This is a genomic window from Proteus sp. fly-1008 (genome assembly GCF_040140305.1).
Classification (GTDB): Bacteria; Pseudomonadota; Gammaproteobacteria; order Enterobacterales; family Enterobacteriaceae; genus Proteus; species Proteus vulgaris_B.
The window spans coordinates 1-22,528 of record NZ_JBEEWH010000009.1 but is presented as its reverse complement, the minus strand read 5'-3'; the positions used below and the strand labels follow the sequence as shown (position 1 = coordinate 22,528).

Here is a 22,528-nt window from a genome sequence, read left to right as displayed (position 1 = left end):
ATGGCGATGAAAAAGTTGCTTATAGCGTCGCTGCTGCTGGGCAGCGCCACTGCATACGGTTCAGACGGATTCGTAGTTCAGGACATTCAATTTGAAGGTCTTCAACGCGTCGCCGTTGGTGCAGCATTACTGAACATGCCTGTCCGGGTTGGAGACTCGGTTAGCAATGATGATATCAGTCGAACAATCCGTTCGTTATTTGCGACAGGAAATTTTGATGATGTCCGTGTTCTACGTGACGGAAGTACACTAATTGTTCAAGTAAAAGAGCGTCCAACAATTGCCAGCATTACTTTCTCTGGTAACAAAGCAATCAAAGAAGATATGCTAAAACAGAATCTTGAGGCTTCTAATATTCGTATTGGCGAGACACTCGACCGTACAATGTTAGCGAACATCGAAAAAGGGCTTGAAGATTTCTATTATAGTGTTGGTAAATATAATGCAACTGTAAAAGTAGTTGTTACACCTCTTCCTCGTAATCGTGTTGATTTAAAACTCGTATTTGCAGAAGGTGTATCAGCAACAATTCAGCAAATCAACATTGTTGGTAATAAAGCGTTTTCTACCGCTGAGCTCGTTAACCGCTTCCAATTACGTGATGATGTGCCTTGGTGGAACTTAGCTGCGGATGAAAAATATCAAAAACAAAAACTAGCTGGTGACTTAGAAACATTAAGAAGTTTCTATCTCGATCGTGGTTATGCTCGCTTTGATATTGAATCAACTAATGTCAGCTTAACACCAGACAAAAAAGGAATTTACATTACCATTAACCTGAAAGAAGGTGATAAATACACGGTAGAAAATACCGAAATCAATGGTAATACGGCAGGCTATACCAAAGATATTGAAGAGCTTATCCAAATTGCTCCTGGCTCTCTTTATAATGGCGCGCAAGTGACTAAAACAGAAAATGATATTAAAAATCTGTTAGGTCGTTATGGATATGCTTATCCTCGTGTTATGACTAATCCTGAAATTAATGATGAAAATAAAACCGTTAAACTGCATGTAAACGTAGATGCAGGAAACCGTTTCTATGTTCGTCAAGTGCGTTTCGCAGGTAATGACATCACGAAGGACTCTGTTTTACGCCGTGAAATGCGTCAAATGGAAGGTGCATGGTTAGGTAGCGATTTAGTTGAACAAGGTAAAGAGCGTTTAAATCGTTTGGGGTATTTCGAAACGGTTGAAACAGAAACTCAGCGTATTCCTGGTTCTCCTGATCAGGTTGATATCGTTTATCGCGTAAAAGAGCGTAACACAGGCTCCCTTAACTTTGGTGTCGGTTTCGGTACTGAAAGTGGTGTGAGTTTCCAAGTGGGTGTTACCCAAGATAACTGGTTAGGTACAGGTAACGCAGTTGCGATTAATGCGAGTAAAAATGATTACTCAACTTATGCTGAGTTGTCTGTTACTGACCCGTATTTTACCGTTAATGGTGTAAGCTTAGGTGGTCGTATCTTCTATAACGACTTCCGTGCAAATGACGCTGATTTATCAGGTTATACCAATAAATCTTATGGTGTTGATGGAACTTTAGGTTTCCCAATTAATGAATATAACTCAGCACGTCTTGGCTTAGGCTATACTCACAATGGTCTGTCACGTATGGAACCGCAGGTTGCAATGTGGCGTTACCTTGAAAGTATGGGTGAAAACCCAGGCTTTGATAAGCGAGAATCCTTTAATGCTGACGACTATACTGTCAGTTTGGGTTGGACCTTCAATAACTTAAACCGTGGTTTCTTCCCAACATCTGGTGTGAGAAGTAACTTAAGTGGGCGTGTGACTGTACCTGGCTCTGACAACAAGTACTATAAAGTGACTTGGGACGGTATGGCTTATTACCCAATTAATGAAAAAGAATCTTGGGTAACGCTATTTAAAGGCCGTTTAGGCTACGGTGATGGTTTAGGTGGTAAAGAATTACCATTCTATGAAAACTTCTACGCCGGTGGTTCTGGTACTGTTCGTGGTTTCCGTTCAAATAACATCGGTCCTAAAGCGATTTATCTTGATGCAAATGGCAAGCCAAAACCAGGTGAACCATCAAGTGATGCAATCGGTGGTAATGCCATGGCAGTGGCAAGCTTTGAGCTGATCACACCAACACCATTTGTCGATGATAAATATTCATCTTCAGTTAGAACATCGGTGTTTGTTGATGCGGGTACAGTGTGGGATACCAATTGGAGTAGCACAAACTCTGCTTGGACCGCAGGTATGCCTGATTATAGCCGAGCAAGTGATATACGTGTTTCAACTGGTGTTGCGTTACAATGGTTATCACCTTTAGGTCCGTTAGTATTCTCTTATGCTAAACCAATAAAAGATTATGAAGGCGATAAATCAGAGCAATTCCAGTTTAATATTGGTAGAACGTGGTAGCGATGTAAGTAAAGTTGATGCCTAATTTAATATTTAATTAGGCATCCGATTTCTGACAAAAAATTATTTTTGGTTTTAAGGAGTTTAATCGTGAAAAAATTGTTATGTGCCGCTGCCCTAGGAATGGCATTGACCATGTCAGCTGGTGTTCAAGCCGCAGATAAAGTAGGTGTTGTGAACATCGGTCAAGTTCTCCAACAAATTCCTAACCGTGATGCGGTAGAGAAACAATTGGAAAATGAATTCAAATCACGTGATACTGAATTGCAGAACTTAGGTAAAGCATTACAGACCGCTGTTGAGAAATATCAAAAAGATGCACCAACCATGAATGCAACACAACGTGCAAATACAGAGAAAGATCTGGTTGCTAAACGTGAAGCATATGCACAAAAAGCACAAGCTTTTGAGCAAGACTTTAGCCGTCGTCAAGCTGAAGAACGTAACAAAATCATGAAACGTGTATTAGATGCTGTTGATGCAGTAGCGAAGAAAGAAGGCTATGATGTTATTTTAGATGCTAACACTGTACCTTATTTCGCAGATGGTAAAGATATTACTGCTCAGGTTCAAAAACAGGTTAAATAATAGATGTTTTCAATTCGATTAGCTGATCTTGCTCAGCAATTGAATGCACAGTTACACGGCGATGGTGATATCACTATCGCCGGTCTTGCTTCAATGAGCCTAGCAAATAGCGAACAAATTACATTTCTTTCTGATAGTCGCTATCGTGAGAAATTAACTGAATGTCAAGCAGCTGCTGTTGTATTAACAGAAGCTGATCTCCCATTCTGTCCGGTTGCCGCACTTGTGGTAAAAAATCCGTATACTGCCTATGCTCAAATGGCGCAGATTATGGATACAACCCCACAACCAGCACAAGATATTCACCCAAGCGCTGTGATTTCTCCTGATGTTAAATTAGGGAAAAATGTGTCAGTGGGTGCAAATGCCGTTATCGAGTCAGATGTTATCCTTGGTGATAATGTTGTGATTGGCGCAGGTTGTTTTGTTGGTAAAAAAGCGCATATCGGCGATAATAGCCGTTTATGGGCAAATGTATCGATTTATCATGAAGTTATTATTGGTAAAGATTGCTTAGTTCAATCAGGAACAGTTATTGGCTCTGATGGTTTTGGTTATGCCAATGAACGTGGTAATTGGATCAAAATTCCACAATTAGGTTCTGTTGTTATTGGCGATCGTGTAGAAATCGGTGCATGTACAACAATTGACCGAGGCGCATTAGATAACACAGTTATCGGTAATGGTGTTATCATTGATAACCAGTGCCAAATCGCACATAACGTCATTATAGGTGACAATACCGCTGTTGCGGGGGGCGTCATCATGGCGGGTAGCCTGAAAATAGGCCGTTACTGTATGATTGGTGGAGCAAGTGTTATCAATGGTCACATGGAAATCTGTGATAAAGTAACGGTAACAGGAATGGGTATGGTAATGCGTCCTATCACTGAGCCGGGAGTTTATTCTTCAGGTATTCCGCTACAACCGAACAAAGCATGGCGTAAAACCGCAGCACTTGTGTTGCGAATTGATGAAATGCAAAAAAGACTTAAGTCGCTTGAACGTCAAGTAGAAAGTAGCGACAAGTAACAAAGTACGTCATCGACGGTTGTTACCTATTTTGCGACCTGCGGGTTAACTCACTTTTTTGAGTCACAGCAGGTCGTGTTATTATTAATTAGACGCAGTTTTATTAGACAGGAAGAGTATTGCAATGAGTGAGAATCATACTCTGCAAATCGAAGAAATTTTAGATTTACTTCCACACCGTTACCCATTCTTATTGGTTGATCGTGTCCTTGATTTTGAAGAAAAGAAATTTCTAAGAGCAGTAAAAAATGTATCTTTTAATGAGCCTTTCTTTCAAGGTCACTTCCCAGGAAAACCTATTTTCCCAGGCGTATTGATCCTAGAAGCCATGGCACAAGCAACGGGTATTTTAGCATTCAAAAGTGTAGGAAAGCTGGAACCTGGTGAGCTCTACTATTTTGCTGCTATTGATGGTGCTCGCTTTAAACGTCCTGTCTTACCCGGGGATCAAATGATCCTAGAGGTAGAATTTATTAAAGAACGTCGTGGTGTTGCTCGCTTTAAAGGCGTCGCTAAAGTTGATGGGGAAATTGCTTGCGAAGCTGAAATGATGTGTGCTCGCCGCCGTGAGGTCTAGCCTATGATAGATAAATCCGCAGTCATTCACCCTTCCTCGATTATTGAAGAGGGCGCAGTAATTGGTGCTAATGTTCGCATTGGCCCTTTTTGCGTTATTGGTGCAAACGTTGAAATTGGTGAAGGTACTGATATCAAATCTCACGTTGTTATCAATGGGCATACGCGTATTGGTCGAGAAAATCAGATTTATCAATTTGCCTCTATTGGTGAAGCAAATCAGGATCTGAAATATCGTGGTGAGCCAACACAAGTTATTATTGGTGATCGTAACCTTATTCGTGAAAGTGTGACTATCCATCGTGGAACAACCCAAGGTGGCAATATCACAAAAATCGGCAATGACAACTTACTGATGATTAATACGCATGTCGCACATGATTGTATTATTGGTGACCGCTGTATTATTGCTAATAACGGAACACTTGGTGGTCACGTCACTTTAGGTGATTTTGTGATTATCGGTGGTATGAGTGCAGTTCATCAGTTTTGTCAAATTGGCTCTCACGTTATGGTGGGCGGATGTTCAGGTGTGGCACAAGATGTTCCTCCTTTTGTTATTGCACAAGGAAACCACGCAACCCCTTATGGGCTGAATATTGAAGGATTAAAACGCCGAGGTTTTGCTAAAGAAGATCTTCATGCAATTCGCAATGCTTATAAAGTTCTTTACCGTAATGGTAAAACACTGGAAGAAGCACGTGAAGAAATTGGACAACTGGTTGCAGATAATAATAATCCGTATGTTAAGTTGTTCAGTGATTTTCTGGAAAACTCAGCAAAATCTAACCGTGGCATCATTCGCTAATTAGGATATGACCTTGTCAGGCCAATTATCTACTGTTCAGCGTCCGTTAGTTATCGGCTTAGTTGCTGGTGAAACGTCCGGTGATATCTTGGGCGCGGGATTAATCCGCGCTCTTAAACAAAAGCATCCTAATATCCGTTTTGTCGGTGTCGCGGGGCCTCTTATGCAAGCTGAAGGTTGTGAAGCTTGGTATGAGATGGAAGAGCTTGCCGTCATGGGGATCGTTGAAGTTCTTGAACGCTTACCGCGATTATTAAAGATCAGAAAAGATCTCACTCGACGATTCTCAGAATTAAAGCCTGATGTTTTCGTGGGGATCGACGCACCTGATTTTAATATCACCCTTGAAAGTCGTTTAAAGCAAAAAGGGATCAAAACTATTCACTATGTCAGTCCATCTGTGTGGGCTTGGCGCCAAAAACGTGTTTTCAAAATTGGTAAAGCGACAGATCTTGTCTTAGCTTTTTTGCCTTTTGAAAAAGCGTTTTATGATAAATATCAGGTTCCTTGTCGTTTTATTGGTCATACAATGGCGGATGCAATCGCTTTACATCCGGATAAAAAAGCAGCCCGTAAACATCTCGGAATACCTGAAAATGTCTCTTGTTTAGCTCTCCTTCCTGGTAGTCGTCATGCAGAAGTTGAGATGCTGAGCGCTGATTTTATAAAAACAGCACAGTTACTAAAACAACAAATACCAACACTTCATATTGTTGTGCCATTGGTGAATGCTAAACGACGTATTCAATTCGAGCAGATCCACCAAGATATTGCTCCTGAACTCGACATTCAGTTACTTGATGGGCAAGCAAGAGAAGTAATGACAGCAAGTGATGCAACATTGTTAGCATCAGGTACGGCTGCATTAGAGTGTATGCTTACGAAATGCCCAATGGTTGTTGGCTATCGCATGAAACCATTTACTTTTTGGTTAGCAAAAAGGTTAGTGAAAACACCTTATGTTTCATTACCCAATTTATTAGCTGGTCGAGAAATAATTAAAGAGTTGTTACAAGAAGAGTGTGAGCCAAGGGCGTTGGCAGAACAACTTTTACCTCTTTTAACAGATAAAGAAAAAGCACATCAATTAAAAGAGATATTTTTACAACTTCATAGTGCTATTCGCTGTAATGCGGATGAGCAAGCAGCAAATGCAGTATTAGAATTGGCAGAGAAATAATGGAATTTGTATATCCAAAAGCAAATCTTATTGCTGGAGTTGATGAAGTAGGCCGAGGACCTCTGGTTGGCGCTGTAGTGACGGCTGCTGTTATTCTTGATCCGGCAAACCCGATTGAAGGATTAACAGACTCTAAAAAGCTAACAGAAAAAAAACGTAATGCTCTGTATGACGAAATAAAAGAAAAAGCATTATGTTGGGCAATCGGTCGTGCAGAGCCTGAAGAAATTGATGAATTAAATATTCTTTGGGCAACGATGAAAGCAATGGAGCGCGCGGTTGCAGGATTATCTATTACGCCTGATATGGTTTTGATTGACGGTAATCGCTGTCCTAAATTGCCAATGGCTTCTCAAGCAGTCATAAAAGGTGATAGTTTAGTTCAAGAAATCAGTGCGGCTTCTATACTTGCTAAAGTCACTCGTGATAGAGAAATGGAAGAGTTAGATAAGCTTTACCCTGATTATGGTTTTGCTAAACATAAAGGGTATCCAACAGTTTTCCATATGGAAAAACTGGCCTTATTAGGGGCAACCCCTTATCATCGAAAAAGTTTTGCGCCTGTAAAACGAGCATTAAATTTAAAGTAATCCACAGAGTAATTAAATATTATGGCAGATCCTCGTTTTATCCATCTTAGGGTACACAGCGATTATTCAATGATCGATGGATTGGCAAAAACAGGGCCTCTTGTGAAGAAAGTGGCTTCGCTGGGAATGCCTGCTTTTGCGATTACTGATTTCACTAACTTATGTGGGTTAGTGAAGTTTTATGGTGCCGCACATAGTGCGGGCATTAAACCTATAATTGGTGCCGATGTTTACCTCGAAACAGAATTATTAGGCGATGAATATGCCCACCTCACCATTCTTGCTCGCAATAATGTAGGTTATCAAAATCTTACCTTACTGATTTCTGAAGCTTACAAACATGGTTATGGCGCCGCAGGGCCGATTATTAAACAAGAGTGGCTAACAACCTATAAAGAAGGACTCTTGTTGCTTTCGGGTGGAAGAATGGGCGATGTAGGTAAGTTCTTGCTCCGAGGAAATCGTGCCTTAGTTGATCAATGTCTTGAGTATTATCAAACTCACTTTCCTGATAGTTATTATTTAGAACTTATTCGAACTGGTCGCCCTGACGAAGAAAGCTATTTGCATGAAGCTGTAGCACTCGCTTCTGAAAAAGGCTTACCAGTTGTTGCAACGAATGACGTCTGTTTTCTGGATAGTGATGATTTTGATGCACATGAAATTCGCGTTGCAATCCATGATGGTTTTACACTCTCAGATCCCAAGCGTCCAAAAAATTATAGTCCTCAGCAATATATGCGCACAGAGGAAGAGATGTGTGAGTTATTTGCTGATATACCTGAAGCATTAGAAAACAGCGTTGAAATCGCCAAACGTTGTAATGTTACCATTCGTTTAGGGGAATACTTTCTTCCTCAATTCCCAACTGGGGATATGAGTACCGAAGATTTCCTCGTTAAAAAATCTAAAGACGGTTTGGAAGAGCGTTTAGCTTTTCTGTTTCCAGATCCCGAAGAACGACAAAAAAGACGCCCTGAATACGATGAACGTCTTGATATAGAGCTAAAAGTAATCAATCAGATGGGATTCCCTGGTTACTTCCTTATCGTGATGGAGTTTATTCAGTGGTCTAAAGATAATGGTGTTCCTGTGGGGCCGGGACGAGGTTCGGGTGCAGGATCATTAGTCGCTTATTCACTCAAAATCACTGACCTTGATCCTTTAGAATTTGATTTACTTTTCGAACGCTTTCTTAACCCTGAACGTGTTTCAATGCCTGACTTTGACGTCGATTTCTGTATGGAAAAACGCGATAGGGTAATTGATCACGTTGCTGATATGTACGGTCGTGATGCGGTATCTCAGATTATTACATTTGGTACGATGGCGGCAAAAGCGGTTATCCGAGATGTTGGGCGTGTTTTAGGGCATCCTTACGGTTTTGTTGATAGAATTTCGAAGCTTGTACCGCCAGATCCTGGAATGACGCTAGAAAAAGCGTTTGCCGCAGAACCTCAGTTACCTGAAATTTATGAAGCCGATGAAGAGGTTAAATCTCTTATTGATATGGCCCGTAAATTAGAAGGGGTGACACGTAATGCGGGTAAACATGCGGGTGGTGTGGTTATATCACCAACGAAAATTACTGATTTTGCACCGCTTTATTGTGATGCAGAAGGAAATAACCCAGTTACACAATTTGATAAGAATGACGTTGAATATGCAGGTCTTGTTAAATTCGACTTCTTAGGATTAAGAACACTCACTATCATTAACTGGGCATTAGAAATGATTAATGCCCGACGTGAAAAAAAATCACTGGAACCAGTTGATATCTCTGCGATCCCATTAACGGATCAGCGTAGTTTCGATATATTGCAGCGTTCTGAAACGACCGCGGTATTTCAGTTAGAATCTCGTGGTATGAAAGATCTTATCAAGCGTCTACGTCCTGACTGCTTTGAAGATATGATTGCATTAGTGGCCTTATTTCGCCCTGGTCCATTGCAATCAGGTATGGTGGATAACTTCATTGACCGTAAACACGGTGTTGAAGAGATCTCTTATCCTGATGTTAAATGGCAACATGAGAGCTTACAGCCTGTTTTAGAGCCTACCTATGGCGTTATCTTATATCAAGAACAGGTTATGCAAATCGCGCAGGTTCTTGCTGGATATACGCTGGGTGGCGCGGATATGTTACGACGCGCAATGGGTAAGAAAAAACCTGAAGAGATGGCAAAGCAGCGTTCTGTATTTGAAGAAGGAGCTATCAAAAACGGTGTTGATGGCGAACTTGCCATGCGGATCTTTGACTTGGTGGAGAAATTTGCCGGTTATGGATTTAATAAATCGCACTCAGCTGCTTATGCTTTAGTTTCATATCAAACGTTATGGCTAAAAGCCCACTATCCTGCTGAATTTATGGCTGCTGTAATGACGGCAGATATGGATAACACAGAAAAAGTGGTGGGGTTAGTTGATGAATGTTGGAGAATGGGATTAAAAGTTCTTCCTCCTGATATTAATAGTGGTTTATATCATTTTCACGTAAATGATGAAGGTGAAATCGTTTACGGTATTGGTGCGATAAAAGGAGTGGGTGAAGGCCCAATTGAGGCAATAGTAGAAGCGCGTCAGCAAGGCGGTCACTTTAAAGATATTTTTGATCTCTGTGCTAGAACAGAAACGAAAAAATTGAATCGCCGAGTGATGGAAAAACTGATAATGTCAGGCGCATTCGATAAGTTAGGGCCTCATCGTGCCGCATTGATGTCTTCATTAGAAGATGCATTAAAAGCGGCAGATCAACATGCCAAAGCTGAAGCAATAGGGCAATCGGATATGTTTGGCGTGTTAGCAGAAGCTCCTGAACAAGTTGAGCGTTCTTATGCCAATATACCTAAATGGCCGGAACAAGTTGTTTTAGAAGGTGAGCGAGAGACATTAGGTTTATATTTAACAGGTCATCCGATCACTCGTTATTTAAAAGAAATTGAACGATATGCCGCAGGAACGCGTCTAAAAGATTTAGTACCAACGCCACGTGGCCAAATGGTGAAAGTCGCGGGTTTAGTGTTAGCGTCTAAAGTATTTACGACAAAACGAGGAAACCGAATTGGCGTGTGTACCTTAGATGATCGTTCAGGTCGCTTAGAAATTATGTTATTTTCTGATGCATTGGATAAATACCAACATTTATTAGAACAAGACAAGATTTTAATTGCTACCGGGCAGGTCAGCTTTGATGATTTCAATGGTGGGCTTAAAATGACAGTCCGCGAACTTATGGATATCAACGAAGCCCGTGAAAAATATGCACGAGGACTTGCTATCTCGTTATCAGACAGGCAAATTAATGAGCAATTATTAAATCGTCTTCGCGGCGTTTTAGAACCTCATCGTTCAGGCACGATACCGGTTCATCTTTATTTTGAAAAGCATGATGCCTGCGCACGCTTACGATTTGGTGCGACTTGGCGCGTAACGCCAACAGATATGCTTTTAACGGATCTGCGAACTCTGCTGGGTAATGAGCAGGTAGAATTAGAATTTGACTAAAATAGGAATGTTATGAGTCTTAATTTTCTGGATTTTGAACAGCCAATTGCCGAGTTAGAAGCGAAAATTGATTCGCTAACCGCAGTTAGCCAACATGATGAAAAAATTGATATTAATATCGATGAAGAAGTTTCACGCTTAAGAGAAAAAAGCCTAGAGCTAACGCGTAAGATTTTTTCTGATCTTGGTGCATGGCAAGTTGCACAACTTGCACGTCATCCATTAAGACCTTACACACTGGATTATATTCATCGTATCTTTACTGATTTCCAAGAATTAGCAGGCGATCGTGCTTATGCTGATGATAAAGCGATTGTCGGTGGTATTGCGCGCTTAGACGGCCGTCCTGTTATGGTTATTGGTCATCAAAAAGGGCGTGAAACAAAAGAGAAAATTCGCCGAAACTTCGGTATGCCAGCGCCAGAAGGCTATCGCAAAGCGCTTCGTTTAATGGAAATGGCACAACGTTTTAATCTTCCTATTATCACCTTTATCGATACTCCTGGTGCTTATCCAGGCGTTGGTGCAGAAGAACGAGGCCAATCAGAAGCGATCGCACGTAACTTACGTGAAATGTCACGTTTTGGTGTGCCAATCATCTGTACTGTCATTGGTGAAGGTGGTTCTGGTGGTGCATTAGCTATTGGTGTGGGTGATAAAGTGAACATGTTGCAATACAGCACCTATTCCGTTATTTCACCAGAGGGTTGTGCTTCTATTCTTTGGAAAAGCGCAGACAAAGCACCATTAGCGGCAGAGGCAATGGGAATTACTGCAAACCGCTTAAAAGAGCTTAAACTGATTGATAACGTTATTTCTGAGCCTTTAGGTGGCGCTCATCGTCACTATGACGAAATTGCTGCTTCATTAAAAGCACAAATCCAATCTGATTTAGAAGAATTAGATGCATTTGATTCAGAAGAGCTAACTAATCGTCGTTACCAACGTTTAATGGAATACGGCTACTGCTGATCTCGAGATATTTGAATAAATTCAGATAAGCCTCATGTTGATGACATGGGGCTTTTTATTGATCCATTTTAAACTATCTCTATCGAAACAATTAGAATCTGTGATATTAACTATAATATATTATATATCAATATGTTAACTTGATCTCAAAATTAATATTAATTCATATTTTTTCTAAAAAAATAATAATGCCCGCCTATCATTTTATAAGATTTATTAAATGAGGGATCGGTGATGATTACATTTAGTGGCAAAGTGGGAATTATTACAGGTGGTAATAGCGGTATTGGTTTAGCCTCTGCGGAAAAATTTTTATCCCTAGGTGCATCAGTGGTTATTACTGGTAGTAATTTAGCACGAGGACAAAAAGCAGAAAAATACCTAAAAGAGAAGGGATTTGTCGGTGAATTCGTGCAAATGGATGTGAAGAGTGAAAAAGAAAATGAACAACTTGTTGATTATGTTGTAAATAAGTATGGAAGAATGGATTTCTTGTTTGCTAATGCGGGTGTTTTAACAGATAACATTGCTGATAAATTAGAGTATGAAAAATGGAAGGGTGTTTTAGATGTTAATCTAAATGGACTCTTTTTGATTAATCGAGCAGCAATTCAATATTGGCTAAAAAACAAAATGTCAGGTGCGATTGTGAATTGCAGTTCAATTTGTTCTTTTGTTGGGCAGCATGAATTTCCTGCCTATTGTGCATCAAAAGGCGGAGTTAAATTACTGACACAAACACTGGCTATTGATTACGCAAACAAAGGTATTCGTGTTAATGCGGTTTGCCCTGGTTATATTGATACACCTTTGCTGGATGGCCGTGAATTAGATAAACAAAAGTTAGCGACATTGCATCCTATTGGGCGCCTCGGCACACCAGAGGAAGTGGCTAATGTTGTCGCATTTTTGGCCAGCGATGCGGCTTCGTTTGTTACTGGAGCTTCTTATTTGGTTGATGGCGGTTTTACAGCTTAATTCTGTTTTCAATAGAAAGCAGAATAATCGTTATTCTGCTTTTTACTTCTTTAATTTCTTTATAACCTCGTATTTATCTTATTTCTATTTCTCTTAATGTTTGTGTAATAGCGTTACACTTTGTTTTATTTATAGGAATACTTTGTACTCGTGCAAAATCAGCGAGAAAAGATTAACATAATCACCTGAATTCACTGATAAATGACAAAGCGATGAAACAGGAATACGGCTCACTTCTTAAAGAAATCAAACAGCGCATTGATCCTCACATCAAAATTTTGGTGGGCTTTAGTGGCGGAGTAGATTCCACCGTTTTACTGCAGGGGCTTGTGCGTTTACGTGATGAATTCCAATTACCTTTAGAATTAACTGCCATCTATATTCATCATGGATTAAATATCAAAGCAGATGATTGGCTTACTCATTGTGAACAATGCTGTCAGCAATGGCAGGTAAATTTTATTAGTGAAAAAGTTCGTGTCGATCCTAAAGATGGAGGGCTTGAGAATGGTGCTAGAGAAGCGCGTTATCAAGCTTTTCGTCGGAATTTACAACCACAACAAGTGTTAGTGACGGCTCAACATCAAGATGATCAAGCTGAAACTTTTTTACTGGCGTTAAAGCGAGGTAGTGGCCCGTCAGGGCTTTCTTCAATGCCAGCTAAAATGGTATTTGAGCATAGCTATTTGCTTCGACCATTACTTAATATTACTCGTGAAGAGATTGAATCTTATGCTACTGAGCAAGGGCTAACATGGATTGAAGACGATAGTAATCAAGACGATAGCTATGATCGCAATTTTTTACGTTTACGAGTTATGCCATTATTAACGCAGCGATGGCCCCATTTTTCACAATCGGTAACTCGTAGTGCAGCACTGTGTGGTGAACAAGAGGCACTATTGGATGAGCTGTTGGAGCCAGAACTTAATGCTTTAATGGATAGAGAGCACAGTTTAGACATCAAGCAACTTGCTCTTTGTAGTGTGATAAAGCGTAATGCGCTATTAAGGCGTTGGTTTGCTCAACATAATAAAATTATGCCCTCTAGACAACAAATTTTACGATTATGGCAGGAAGTTGCTTTAGCTAAAGCCGATGCTGAGCCTAAGTTACAATTTTATCAAGATGAAGTGAGGCGTTATAAACAACGCCTTTATCTTGTACCAATGATTGATGATCCTGTTAATAAAATTATTGAATGGCCACTTACTCAATCACTGTCTTTACCTAGTGGATTAGGTGTTTTATCTCTAACAACGGCAACAGGAAAAAATACCGTTAGAGCACCTTCAAAGGATGAAAAGGTCACCGTTCGTTTTGGTTTGACACAAGCGTCTTTGCGTATTGTTGGACGAGAACATGCTCGGCATAGTAAAAAAATTTGGCAAGAGCTTGACATTGCGCCTTGGCGTAGGACGCGAATTCCTTTGATTTATTATAATGATACGTTAATTGCTGCTATTAATACATTTGTGACTTTTGAGGGAAAAGCAACATCAGAATATGCGATTACTATTGAGTGGCAAGAGGCTCATTAATGAACAACCGCCTGCTGGCGGCTGTTCTTTATTCGGTTATTCCGATTTTATAACAATAGTCCCAAGTTCGGGATTAGAAAAACTGGCAATGATATCCAGTCGTAAATCTTTAGAACCTTCAGACGTCTTGATCTTTAGGTATTCAACCTTTTTGCTTAAGAAAAGATCATCAGCAATGCCTTCAATCAGCTCACCATTATGTAATTCAATATGGAGCGCTAAACCACGTTGGCATGCTAACTCCAGATACTCGTAATCATCACAGTTAATTGGTTGATATTCTGTATTTGTTGACATATTCCCTCACCACTTTTTCGTGGCGGTATAGCCGCCAGTGAATAATTCAGAATAAAATCATTATGCTGTTATTCGATGTGAGCACAATAGTTATTATAATAATTTTCTTAAATAGTTCTTTATTCGAAGTGATTTGAGAAATAACTGACAATTATGGGTGCATTTATCTTAAAGCGTATTTATTACCCCCCTTTTATTTTAAAAAATGTTAGAATCATATTGAGAATGATTTATTAAAAAGTACCCAGAATGTAGGGAGTCGATGATGGGGAAAAAAATTTTATTTGCAGCCGTTGCTGCCGGGTTATTTGTACTATCAGGTTGCCAAAATAATATTGGCTTATCACTTGATGGAAAAATTGTAGACCAAACTTACAACAGTATTCTGCCGTGTGCCGATTGTTCTGGTATCGACACCACAATTCTTGTCAATCAAGATGGCTCTTATGTAATGGAGCAAAGCTACCAAGGCTCACCTGATGATAAACGTAGTTTCTTTGAATCAGGAACTTGGGTATTAGGTAAAGATAAGCTGACACTGACTAATAGTTATGGTGAGAAAAGCTATTATTTACCTCGTGAAGATAAATTAGTTATGCTTGATATTGACGGTAACGTCATTAATTCAGAGCTAAATTATACTTTAGCTAAAGTTCAGCCTAAGCAGCTTGCTGGCGAGTTTACCTATTTTGCTGATGCTGGAACATTTAAAGATTGTCAATCAGGACGTGTTTACGCAGCAAATGGCATTGAATTAGAAAAAGGTTATTTCTCAACAGGCGTTGATGGTGGAACACCGGTTTACCTTGAAGTGAGTGGTTATTACAGTATTCGCCCTTCAATGGAAGATGGTAAATATGATAGAGCATTAGTTGTTACTGATGAAAAACCGCGTTTTAATCGTCATGGCTCTTGTGGAAACCATCGCGGTAGCAGAAGCTAAGTTTTAGTTATTCTATTCCTAATAAAAAAACCCGCTTTTGCGGGTTTTTTATTGCTCAATGAAGCCTCTCTTATCGTCAAGAGGCTTAAGAATTAAGCTAACTGCTCTTTGATAAAGGCAACAACGTCATCAACATTAATCAGTGATTTATCATCACTACGACGTGCTTTATATTCGATTTGGTTGTTATCGAGGTTACGATCGCCAATAACGATAGTGTGTGGAATACCAATTAATTCCATATCAGCAAACATCACACCCGGACGCTCTTTACGATCATCAAAAAGAACATCAATGCCTTGGGCTCGTAATTCGTCATAAAGTCTGTCAGCAACTTCTTTAACACGATAAGAACGGTGCATGTTCATTGGTAAGATTGCAACCTGGAAAGGTGCTATTGCATCAGGCCAAATAATACCACGTGCATCGTGATTTTGTTCAATAGCCGCAGCAACAATACGAGTTACACCGATACCATAACAACCCATAGTAACGATTTGGTTATGACCTTCTTCGTTTTGTACCGTTGCTTTTAATGCTTCTGAATATTTTGTACCAAGCTGGAAAATATGACCAACTTCAATACCTCGTTTGATAAGTAATGTGCCTTTTCCATCAGGACTTGGGTCGCCTTCGACCACATTACGGATATCAGCAATTTCAGCAACCGGTAAATCACGTTCCCAGTTAATACCAAAATAGTGCTTACCATCAACGTTTGCACCTGCACCAAAATCACTCATCACAGAAACAGAGCGATCCATAATAACTGGAAGTGGCAGATTAACTGGGCCTAATGAACCTGGACCTGCATTTACTGCTTGGCGAATTTCAGCTTCTGTAGCAAAAGTTAAAGGTGCTGCAACAATAGCGCATTTTTCTGCTTTTACTTCATTAAGCTCGTGATCACCACGGATTAATAAAGCAACGAGTTTATGACCACTTTCTTTTGTGCCATGAACAATCAATGTTTTGACTGTTTTTTCTATTGGCAGGTTGAATTGTTCCACTAACTCAGCAATGGTTTTTGCGTTTGGTGTATCCACTAAACGTAATTCTTCAGTCGCTGCTGCACGTGGTGTAGATGGCATTACGGCTTCTGCTAACTCAATGTTTGCCGCATAGTCAGAACCTGTAGAGAAAACAATATCGTCTTCACCGCTGTCTGCTAATACTTGGAATTCGTGAGATGCATTACCACCAATCGAACCTGTATCTGCCAACACTGGACGGAAATCCAGACCAATACGTGAGAATATTTTGCTATAAGCTTCATACATTCTGTCGTAAGTCTCTTGTAAAGACTCTTGAGAGATATGGAAAGAGTAAGCATCTTTCATGATAAATTCACGAGAACGCATCACGCCGAAACGAGGGCGTACTTCATCGCGGAATTTAGTTTGAATTTGATATAAATTCAGAGGAAGTTGTTTGTAAGAGGTAATTTCATTACGAACAATATCAGTGACAACTTCTTCATGAGTTGGGCCTAAAACAAATGGACGCTCGCCTCTGTCTGCGAAACGCAGTAATTCAGGACCGTATTGTTCCCAACGACCACTTTCTAGCCATAAATCAGCAGGTTGAACAACGGGCATTGAGATTTCAAGTGATCCTGCATTGTCCATCTCTTCACGAACAATTTTTTCAATTTTTCTCAGAACACGAACCCCTGTCGGCATCCAATCATAAAGACCAGAAGCGAGTTTACGGATCATGCCTGCGCGAAGCATAAGTTGATGGCTGACAATTTCTGCATCAGCAGGTGTCTCTTTTAAAGTAGAGAGCAAATAGTGGCTAGTACGCATTATTAGGTTCCATTAGAACAAAAATACTTAGGCTGACTGTCACGCCAGTCTACATCAATATAATTAGAGAAAGACTCTAGAGCGTGTTGATCTTTGCTGCTTATTTTTACAGCAAAAGAAATTTATAAAACAAGCAACATATTCAACTATTTTGAGTTTGGGCATTGATTGACATTAACAATGACCACTTAAAAATAAAAACAGCCCTACGGGTTCGATTAAAAGGCGTTTCACTCATTTTATTCTGCGTTGAGAGGCGCTAGCCTAGTTCACTAGGCGGCGAGCCCCTCTCCTTGCCTAAAATGCTTTTAATTCGAATAAAAATCGACCATCAAAGGTCAACACGCTCTAGTCTACCAGTGACTTAGGTCTGCCAAAAGGGGCAAAGCATTTTTTTCAATCTGATTTGTTTAAAGACAACGAGAATGACGTTCAGATTGGAGTATTCATGATAGCAATATCAATGAAGATAGTAGCAAGTTACCGCGGTTCTATATCAAGAACAAGTGTCTGTTGCCCACTGACTTGCCAGCGAACATTAAATTCAAGTAAATGTACCGCATAGATCCTATCACTTTGCTCGTTTTTTTTATAAGCAGGGCGAGGATCTTGTTGTAATACTTGAGTAATAAAACGCGAAAGATGAGGATATTCGTTCGCATAATGTTGGAGCTGTTCTAAAGCGAGTTGTGAAAAGAAAACAGACATTTCATTATCTGGTGCTTCTTGTGCAAAACCAGCAATCGCATTTGGTCGAGACTCTGCAAAGGGTAAATAAGGCTTAATATCCAGAATAGGAGTTCCATCAACTAAATCAAGGCTGCCTAAGTCTAAAACAACGGACTGGTTTTGTGTGTTTACTTTTTTTAACTCGACTAAAGACATGCCGATGGGATTTGGACGAAAAGTTGAGCGAGTTGCAAAAATACCCATTTTGGTATTCCCACCAAGCCTTGGGGGGCGAACTAAAGGATGCCAACCCAGTTGTGCTGTTTGATGAAAAACAAAAATCAGCCAAAGGTGACTAAATTGTTCTAAGCCTCGAACTGCATCTGGGTGATTGTAAGGTGTATGTAGAATAAGTTGGCCACCGCCATCCTGGATTAATCCAGGTTGGCGTGGAACGGCAAATTTTTCTTTATAAGGACTTGATATATGCCCTATAGGATTCATTTGGTAGGTATTCATTTTGTAATGAGTAATGCTGTGCCTTCACAAATGGCAGATTGGTAGCAACCTAAACCAGTGACAATTTGGCATTCATGCAATAAAACAGCATTGGCATTTTTGTAAGCTGCTTTTGTAGCCATTCTTTTTTTTGCGATAGGTAAACTTGCTGGTGGATCTTGTAATGTTTGACGGCAAGATTCACCGGCAACAATGCCGAGATCTTTAAACGGAGCACCTAAAAGGTCTTCTGTTTTCTCAACAATACGCACAGAAGGTAACGTCTGTGATTTTGGTTTTTGTGGTTGTCCTGGTTTATTTAAACGCATATCCGTAAATTTAGACTGATCAACATCAGATGATTTTTGCATTGAACAGCCTGTCATAAACAGCGCCATGATGCCAAGAAGTAGCAAGCGCATGTGCATGGGTAATATCCTCTTTATTATTATCTATACAAAAATTAAACGGCTCTAATTTAATGCAATTTAGCCAAGTAAAAAAGAGAAAGGCGAACAAATGTCCGCCTTTTTTATAATTAAGTTAAATATTAATGTATTACCAGCCTTTTACTGCACCACCGTTAAAAATTTTATTGGCAGCACTATCCACTTCATCAGTTTGATAAGCTTGAATAAATTTCTTCACATTCTCACTGTCTTTATTATCTTCACGAGCAACAATGATGTTTACATATGGTGAGTCTTTATCTTCAACAAAAATACCGTCTTTTGCTGGTGTTAAATTGACTTGGCTTGCATAAGTAGTGTTAATTACTGCTAAGTAGATTTTTTGATCATCTAATGAGCGAGGTAACTGTGGTGCTTCTAATTCAACTAATTGTAATTTTTTAGGGTTTTCAATAATATCAAGCTTGGTAGGTAACAGACCTACGCCATCTTTTAATTTAATTAATCCAACTTTTTCTAATAACAGCAGTGAGCGACCTAAGTTTGTTGGATCATTAGGAATAGCCACTTGTGCTTCATCAGGTAAATCGGCTAAATCAGTAATCTTTTTAGAATAACCCGCGATAGGATAAATAAAAGTATTTCCTACAGCTGTTATTTTGTAATTGCGATCTTTAATTTGTTGGTCTAAATAAGGTTTATGTTGGAATGCATTAATATCGATATCACCACGACTTAATGATTCATTAGGCATAACGAAGTCATTGAAAGTAACGAGTTCTACATCAAGACCATATTTATCTTTAGCAACTTGTTTCGCAACTTCAGCGACTTGTTGTTCAGAGCCTGAAATAACACCGACACGAATATGGTTTGGATCTTTTTCTTTTTCACCACAACCAGCTAATGCCAATGCACCAACTAAAGCACTTACAACTGCGAGCGATTTAAATTTCAATGACATACATTTACCCTTATTTGATCTGTTAATTAAAAGGTTTCCTTATTAATAATAGAAACCTTCAATCTATTTATTTATGTGTTGTCAGCTTCACTAAGCGATCGCCGAAAAACTGAATGATAAAAACAAGAATAACGAGTAGAACAATGACTGTATTCATTACTGTTGCATTATAGCCAACGTAACCATATTGGTAGCCAATTTGACCTAAACCACCGGCACCAACAGCACCTCCCATTGCGGAGTAACCCACTAATGTAATTAAAGTAATGGTTGCCGCATTAATCAAGCCTGGTAAAGATTCGGGTAATAAAATCTTCTTAATAATTTGCATTGGCGTTGCACCCATAGATCGGGATGCTTCAATCAATCCTTGAGGGATTTCTAATAGTGTATTTTCTACCATACGAGCAATAAATGGTGCTGCTCCAACAGTTAATGGCACGATGGCTGCTTGCAAGCCAATTGAAGTCCCTACGACCATACGTGTAAAAGGGATCATCCATACTAATAAGATAATAAAAGGGATTGCCCTAAAAATATTAACGAGTGCTGAAATAATGCGGTAGGCAGGTGGATTTGCCATGATTTGTTCAGGACGCGTAACATAAAGTAAAACACCCAGAGGTAATCCGATAACAAAACCAAAGAAGCCTGAAACAAAGGTCATGACTAAGGTTTCCCAGATCCCACTAATTAATAAATAAATCATTCCTTCAGACATAACCGAGAACCTCTACCTTTACATGATGCTCTTCTAAAAACGCAATCGACTTTTCAGTGTTACCATTCTTACCGTGTAGTTCAGCTAACATCACACCAAATTTCACACCACCGGCATAGTCTATTTGAGAACTTAAAATATTAATATCAGCGTCAAAACGACGTGCAACGATAGACATTAATGGTGCATCTACAGATTGACCGTTAAACTCAAGTCTCAATAATGGGAATAAACCTTCCTCCCACTCTGGTTTCATGTGTTCTTTATAGTCTTCAGGGATATCTAATTGCAGTGTTGATTGAATAAAAGCTTGAGAAACAGGCGTTTTAGGGTGAGAGAAAACCTCACTGACGGCATCACTTTCAACTAACTCACCACCACTAATAACCGCAACTTGGTCACAAATACGTTTTACAACGTCCATTTCATGAGTAATTAATAAAATGGTGAGGCCTAAGCGACGATTAATATCTTTCAGTAATTCTAAAATAGAACGTGTTGTTGCTGGATCTAGTGCGCTGGTGGCTTCATCACACAATAAAACATTAGGTGAATTTGCTAATGCGCGTGCAATTGCAACACGTTGTTTTTGTCCACCAGATAAGTTAGCTGGGTAGTACTCTTTCTTATCAGACAGACCAACTAATTCTAGTAATTCATTAACACGCTTATTAATTTCAGTTCGTGGCGTATTATCAAGTTCTAATGGCAATGCGACATTATCAAATACGGTACGAGAGGACAGTAAGTTGAAATGCTGGAAAATCATGCCAATACCGCGGCGTGCTTTTGTTAATTCTTTATCTGATAATTTTGTGAGATCTCGTCCATCAACCAATACTTCACCTGAAGTTGGTTTCTCTAACATATTTACGCAACGTATAAGTGTACTTTTACCCGCTCCTGACGATCCGATAACACCAAAAATCTGTCCTTGTGGCACATGCAGGTTTATATTTGATAGCGCTTGTATAGAACGCTCTCCCTGCTTAAATACTTTGTTTATATTCGTCAGTTTAATCATGTTTTTCTTTATATAAGTAGATATGGGACATAGAGACTATTCTGCCCGAGTTAAAATAGATGTTAAGGCGTCTAGACGGCTAAGTCAATAAAAAAGAGTAGAAGGCTAATAAAGAAAGAAAGCCGTGGATATCATTCTCTATATAAGAAAAAACATGCGATACTAATAAAAATATCTAAATGGAGTAATGTGCTGTGAGTAAGGGGATTTCAGCGATTTTCTTAGATCGCGATGGAACTATTAATATAGATCACGGGTATGTATCTGAAATTGATAACTTTGAGTTTATTGATGGCGTCATTGAGGCAATGGCTGAATTAAAAGCAATGGGCTATGCCTTAGTTCTTGTGACTAATCAATCCGGTATTGGCCGAGGTTACTATAGTGAAGATCAATTTTTACACTTAACTGAGTGGATGGATTGGTCTTTAGCGGATCGAGGTGTCGATTTAGACGGTATCTATTATTGTCCTCATCATCCTGACGCTAATATAGAAGAATATAGAAAAGCATGTGACTGTCGTAAACCAGCAGCAGGAATGTTTATGGATGCAAAAGCACAATTAAACATCGATATGGCTTCTTCTTATATGGTTGGTGATAAAAAAGAAGATATGTTGGCAGCAAAAAATGCAGGTGTTGGTCATAAAATTCTAGTTCGTACAGGAAAAGAGATAACAGAAGAGGCACAAAAGTGTGCGGATTTTGTTCTTGATAGCCTTGCAGACTTGCCAAAATGGTTAAAAAGCCACAAAAAATAAGCACTTCGTTTAATTTACCAACAAACAATCATTTTTTTTAAAAAAACTATTGCCAGCCTCAGAAAACTCCCTATAATGCGTCCTCGTTGTCACGGAACAGGGCGCTAAGCGAACTGACTGAGAGAACAAAGAAAAAAAGTGAAAAGCCTTGAAAATAAACGCTTGACACTGAATGAGGAAGATGTAGAATGCACCTCCTCGCAACAACGCAGAAGACCGGAAACGGCAGCGAATGTTGCACTGCTCTTTAACAAATTATCAGACAATCTG

The 22,528-nt window shown here is 39.6% G+C and carries 20 protein-coding genes; 13 read left to right on the top strand and 7 right to left on the bottom strand.

All coding sequences use genetic code 11. The features are described from left to right. The 11 genes from bamA (at position 1) to tilS (ending at position 14,163) form a co-directional block, all read left to right on the top strand. Entirely contained in the window at positions 1-2,394 is a 2,394-nt protein-coding gene (gene bamA / locus ABN256_RS14345; RefSeq protein ID WP_072070005.1) for an outer membrane protein assembly factor BamA, read from the top strand. 90 nt (positions 2,395-2,484) lie between these two features. Beyond that, positions 2,485-2,982: an OmpH family outer membrane protein gene (locus ABN256_RS14340; RefSeq protein ID WP_036934019.1), complete on the top strand. Its 498-nt coding sequence runs from the start codon at positions 2,485-2,487 to the stop codon at positions 2,980-2,982. A gap of 3 nt (positions 2,983-2,985) precedes the next feature. Continuing rightward, positions 2,986-4,014 (top strand): UDP-3-O-(3-hydroxymyristoyl)glucosamine N-acyltransferase, encoded by a 1,029-nt coding sequence (gene lpxD / locus ABN256_RS14335; protein WP_196554688.1) that lies wholly within the window; start codon positions 2,986-2,988, stop codon positions 4,012-4,014. A gap of 124 nt (positions 4,015-4,138) precedes the next feature. Further along, positions 4,139-4,591: a 3-hydroxyacyl-ACP dehydratase FabZ gene (fabZ, locus tag ABN256_RS14330; RefSeq protein ID WP_006535887.1), complete on the top strand. Its 453-nt coding sequence runs from the start codon at positions 4,139-4,141 to the stop codon at positions 4,589-4,591. Between the two features lie 3 nt (positions 4,592-4,594). Then, positions 4,595-5,398 carry an acyl-ACP--UDP-N-acetylglucosamine O-acyltransferase gene (gene lpxA / locus ABN256_RS14325; protein ID WP_072070003.1) on the top strand — a complete coding sequence of 268 codons (804 nt, stop codon included), beginning with the start codon at positions 4,595-4,597 and terminating at the stop codon, positions 5,396-5,398. Positions 5,399-5,405: 7 nt separating this feature from the next. Then, the gene (gene lpxB / locus ABN256_RS14320) at positions 5,406-6,578 is read left to right on the top strand and encodes a lipid-A-disaccharide synthase (protein WP_349439623.1); all 1,173 of its coding nucleotides are present in this window, start codon (positions 5,406-5,408) and stop codon (positions 6,576-6,578) included. Continuing rightward, complete coding sequence (gene rnhB / locus ABN256_RS14315) at positions 6,578-7,168, top strand: ribonuclease HII (protein WP_006535883.1); 591 nt, start codon at positions 6,578-6,580, stop codon at positions 7,166-7,168. The genes lpxB and rnhB overlap by 1 nt, the downstream gene beginning before the upstream one ends. Positions 7,169-7,189: 21 nt before the next feature. Beyond that, positions 7,190-10,672, top strand: a complete 3,483-nt coding sequence (gene dnaE, locus ABN256_RS14310) for a DNA polymerase III subunit alpha (protein ID WP_349439622.1) — start codon at positions 7,190-7,192, stop codon at positions 10,670-10,672. A 12-nt stretch (positions 10,673-10,684) separates the two neighbouring features. Then, positions 10,685-11,644, top strand: coding sequence for an acetyl-CoA carboxylase carboxyl transferase subunit alpha (gene accA, locus ABN256_RS14305; RefSeq protein WP_196554685.1), 960 nt, complete (start codon positions 10,685-10,687; stop codon positions 11,642-11,644). Positions 11,645-11,878: 234 nt separating this feature from the next. Beyond that, positions 11,879-12,622, top strand: coding sequence for an SDR family NAD(P)-dependent oxidoreductase (locus ABN256_RS14300; RefSeq protein WP_196554755.1), 744 nt, complete (start codon positions 11,879-11,881; stop codon positions 12,620-12,622). 212 nt (positions 12,623-12,834) lie between these two features. Next, the gene (gene tilS, locus ABN256_RS14295) at positions 12,835-14,163 is read left to right on the top strand and encodes a tRNA lysidine(34) synthetase TilS (RefSeq protein ID WP_072069998.1); all 1,329 of its coding nucleotides are present in this window, start codon (positions 12,835-12,837) and stop codon (positions 14,161-14,163) included. A 36-nt stretch (positions 14,164-14,199) separates the two neighbouring features. Here tilS and rof read toward each other — a convergent pair whose 3' ends face one another. Then, complete coding sequence (rof, locus tag ABN256_RS14290) at positions 14,200-14,460, bottom strand: Rho-binding antiterminator (protein ID WP_072069997.1); 261 nt, start codon at positions 14,458-14,460, stop codon at positions 14,200-14,202. A gap of 262 nt (positions 14,461-14,722) precedes the next feature. Between rof and nlpE the strand changes: the two genes are divergently transcribed. Continuing rightward, positions 14,723-15,403 carry an envelope stress response activation lipoprotein NlpE gene (gene nlpE, locus ABN256_RS14285; RefSeq protein WP_164526701.1) on the top strand — a complete coding sequence of 227 codons (681 nt, stop codon included), beginning with the start codon at positions 14,723-14,725 and terminating at the stop codon, positions 15,401-15,403. A 92-nt stretch (positions 15,404-15,495) separates the two neighbouring features. On the opposite strand, the gene proS is transcribed toward nlpE, so the two are convergent. The 6 genes from proS to metN form a co-directional block, all read right to left on the bottom strand. Then, on the bottom strand, positions 15,496-17,211 hold the full coding sequence (proS, locus tag ABN256_RS14280) for a proline--tRNA ligase (RefSeq protein ID WP_196554683.1): 1,716 nt from the start codon (positions 17,209-17,211) through the stop codon (positions 15,496-15,498). A 480-nt stretch (positions 17,212-17,691) separates the two neighbouring features. Next, entirely contained in the window at positions 17,692-18,399 is a 708-nt protein-coding gene (gene tsaA / locus ABN256_RS14275) for a tRNA (N6-threonylcarbamoyladenosine(37)-N6)-methyltransferase TrmO (RefSeq protein WP_349439621.1), read from the bottom strand. Continuing rightward, the gene (gene rcsF, locus ABN256_RS14270; protein WP_082151821.1) at positions 18,396-18,806 is read right to left on the bottom strand and encodes an envelope stress sensor lipoprotein RcsF; all 411 of its coding nucleotides are present in this window, start codon (positions 18,804-18,806) and stop codon (positions 18,396-18,398) included. Before rcsF ends, tsaA begins: the two co-directional genes overlap by 4 nt. A 130-nt stretch (positions 18,807-18,936) precedes the next feature. Then, positions 18,937-19,752: a MetQ/NlpA family lipoprotein gene (locus tag ABN256_RS14265; RefSeq protein ID WP_036933990.1), complete on the bottom strand. Its 816-nt coding sequence runs from the start codon at positions 19,750-19,752 to the stop codon at positions 18,937-18,939. Positions 19,753-19,819: 67 nt separating this feature from the next. Then, on the bottom strand, positions 19,820-20,473 hold the full coding sequence (locus ABN256_RS14260; protein WP_036933988.1) for a methionine ABC transporter permease MetI: 654 nt from the start codon (positions 20,471-20,473) through the stop codon (positions 19,820-19,822). Further along, the gene (metN, locus tag ABN256_RS14255; RefSeq protein ID WP_196554681.1) at positions 20,466-21,497 is read right to left on the bottom strand and encodes a methionine ABC transporter ATP-binding protein MetN; all 1,032 of its coding nucleotides are present in this window, start codon (positions 21,495-21,497) and stop codon (positions 20,466-20,468) included. The genes ABN256_RS14260 and metN overlap by 8 nt, the downstream gene beginning before the upstream one ends. 194 nt (positions 21,498-21,691) lie before the next feature. Here metN and gmhB point away from each other — a divergent pair, with 194 nt between their 5' ends. Continuing rightward, positions 21,692-22,258, top strand: a complete 567-nt coding sequence (gene gmhB, locus ABN256_RS14250; RefSeq protein WP_196554680.1) for a D-glycero-beta-D-manno-heptose 1,7-bisphosphate 7-phosphatase — start codon at positions 21,692-21,694, stop codon at positions 22,256-22,258. Positions 22,259-22,528 lie beyond the last annotated feature (270 nt).

What these genes read in the sequence shown, in the direction of transcription:
- bamA (WP_072070005.1), top strand. Translation starts at nt 1, where the DNA reads ATGGCGATGAAAAAGTTGCTTATAGCGTCGCTGCTGCTGGGCAGCGCC.
- lpxD (WP_196554688.1), top strand. Translation starts at nt 2,986, where the DNA reads ATGTTTTCAATTCGATTAGCTGATCTTGCTCAGCAATTGAATGCACAG.
- fabZ (WP_006535887.1), top strand. Translation starts at nt 4,139, where the DNA reads ATGAGTGAGAATCATACTCTGCAAATCGAAGAAATTTTAGATTTACTT.
- lpxA (WP_072070003.1), top strand. Translation starts at nt 4,595, where the DNA reads ATGATAGATAAATCCGCAGTCATTCACCCTTCCTCGATTATTGAAGAG.
- lpxB (WP_349439623.1), top strand. Translation starts at nt 5,406, where the DNA reads ATGACCTTGTCAGGCCAATTATCTACTGTTCAGCGTCCGTTAGTTATC.
- rnhB (WP_006535883.1), top strand. Translation starts at nt 6,578, where the DNA reads ATGGAATTTGTATATCCAAAAGCAAATCTTATTGCTGGAGTTGATGAA.
- dnaE (WP_349439622.1), top strand. Translation starts at nt 7,190, where the DNA reads ATGGCAGATCCTCGTTTTATCCATCTTAGGGTACACAGCGATTATTCA.
- accA (WP_196554685.1), top strand. Translation starts at nt 10,685, where the DNA reads ATGAGTCTTAATTTTCTGGATTTTGAACAGCCAATTGCCGAGTTAGAA.
- ABN256_RS14300 (WP_196554755.1), top strand. Translation starts at nt 11,879, where the DNA reads ATGATTACATTTAGTGGCAAAGTGGGAATTATTACAGGTGGTAATAGC.
- tilS (WP_072069998.1), top strand. Translation starts at nt 12,835, where the DNA reads ATGAAACAGGAATACGGCTCACTTCTTAAAGAAATCAAACAGCGCATT.
- rof (WP_072069997.1), bottom strand. Translation starts at nt 14,460, where the DNA reads ATGTCAACAAATACAGAATATCAACCAATTAACTGTGATGATTACGAG.
- nlpE (WP_164526701.1), top strand. Translation starts at nt 14,723, where the DNA reads ATGATGGGGAAAAAAATTTTATTTGCAGCCGTTGCTGCCGGGTTATTT.
- proS (WP_196554683.1), bottom strand. Translation starts at nt 17,211, where the DNA reads ATGCGTACTAGCCACTATTTGCTCTCTACTTTAAAAGAGACACCTGCT.
- tsaA (WP_349439621.1), bottom strand. Translation starts at nt 18,399, where the DNA reads ATGAATACCTACCAAATGAATCCTATAGGGCATATATCAAGTCCTTAT.
- rcsF (WP_082151821.1), bottom strand. Translation starts at nt 18,806, where the DNA reads ATGCACATGCGCTTGCTACTTCTTGGCATCATGGCGCTGTTTATGACA.
- ABN256_RS14265 (WP_036933990.1), bottom strand. Translation starts at nt 19,752, where the DNA reads ATGTCATTGAAATTTAAATCGCTCGCAGTTGTAAGTGCTTTAGTTGGT.
- ABN256_RS14260 (WP_036933988.1), bottom strand. Translation starts at nt 20,473, where the DNA reads ATGTCTGAAGGAATGATTTATTTATTAATTAGTGGGATCTGGGAAACC.
- metN (WP_196554681.1), bottom strand. Translation starts at nt 21,497, where the DNA reads ATGATTAAACTGACGAATATAAACAAAGTATTTAAGCAGGGAGAGCGT.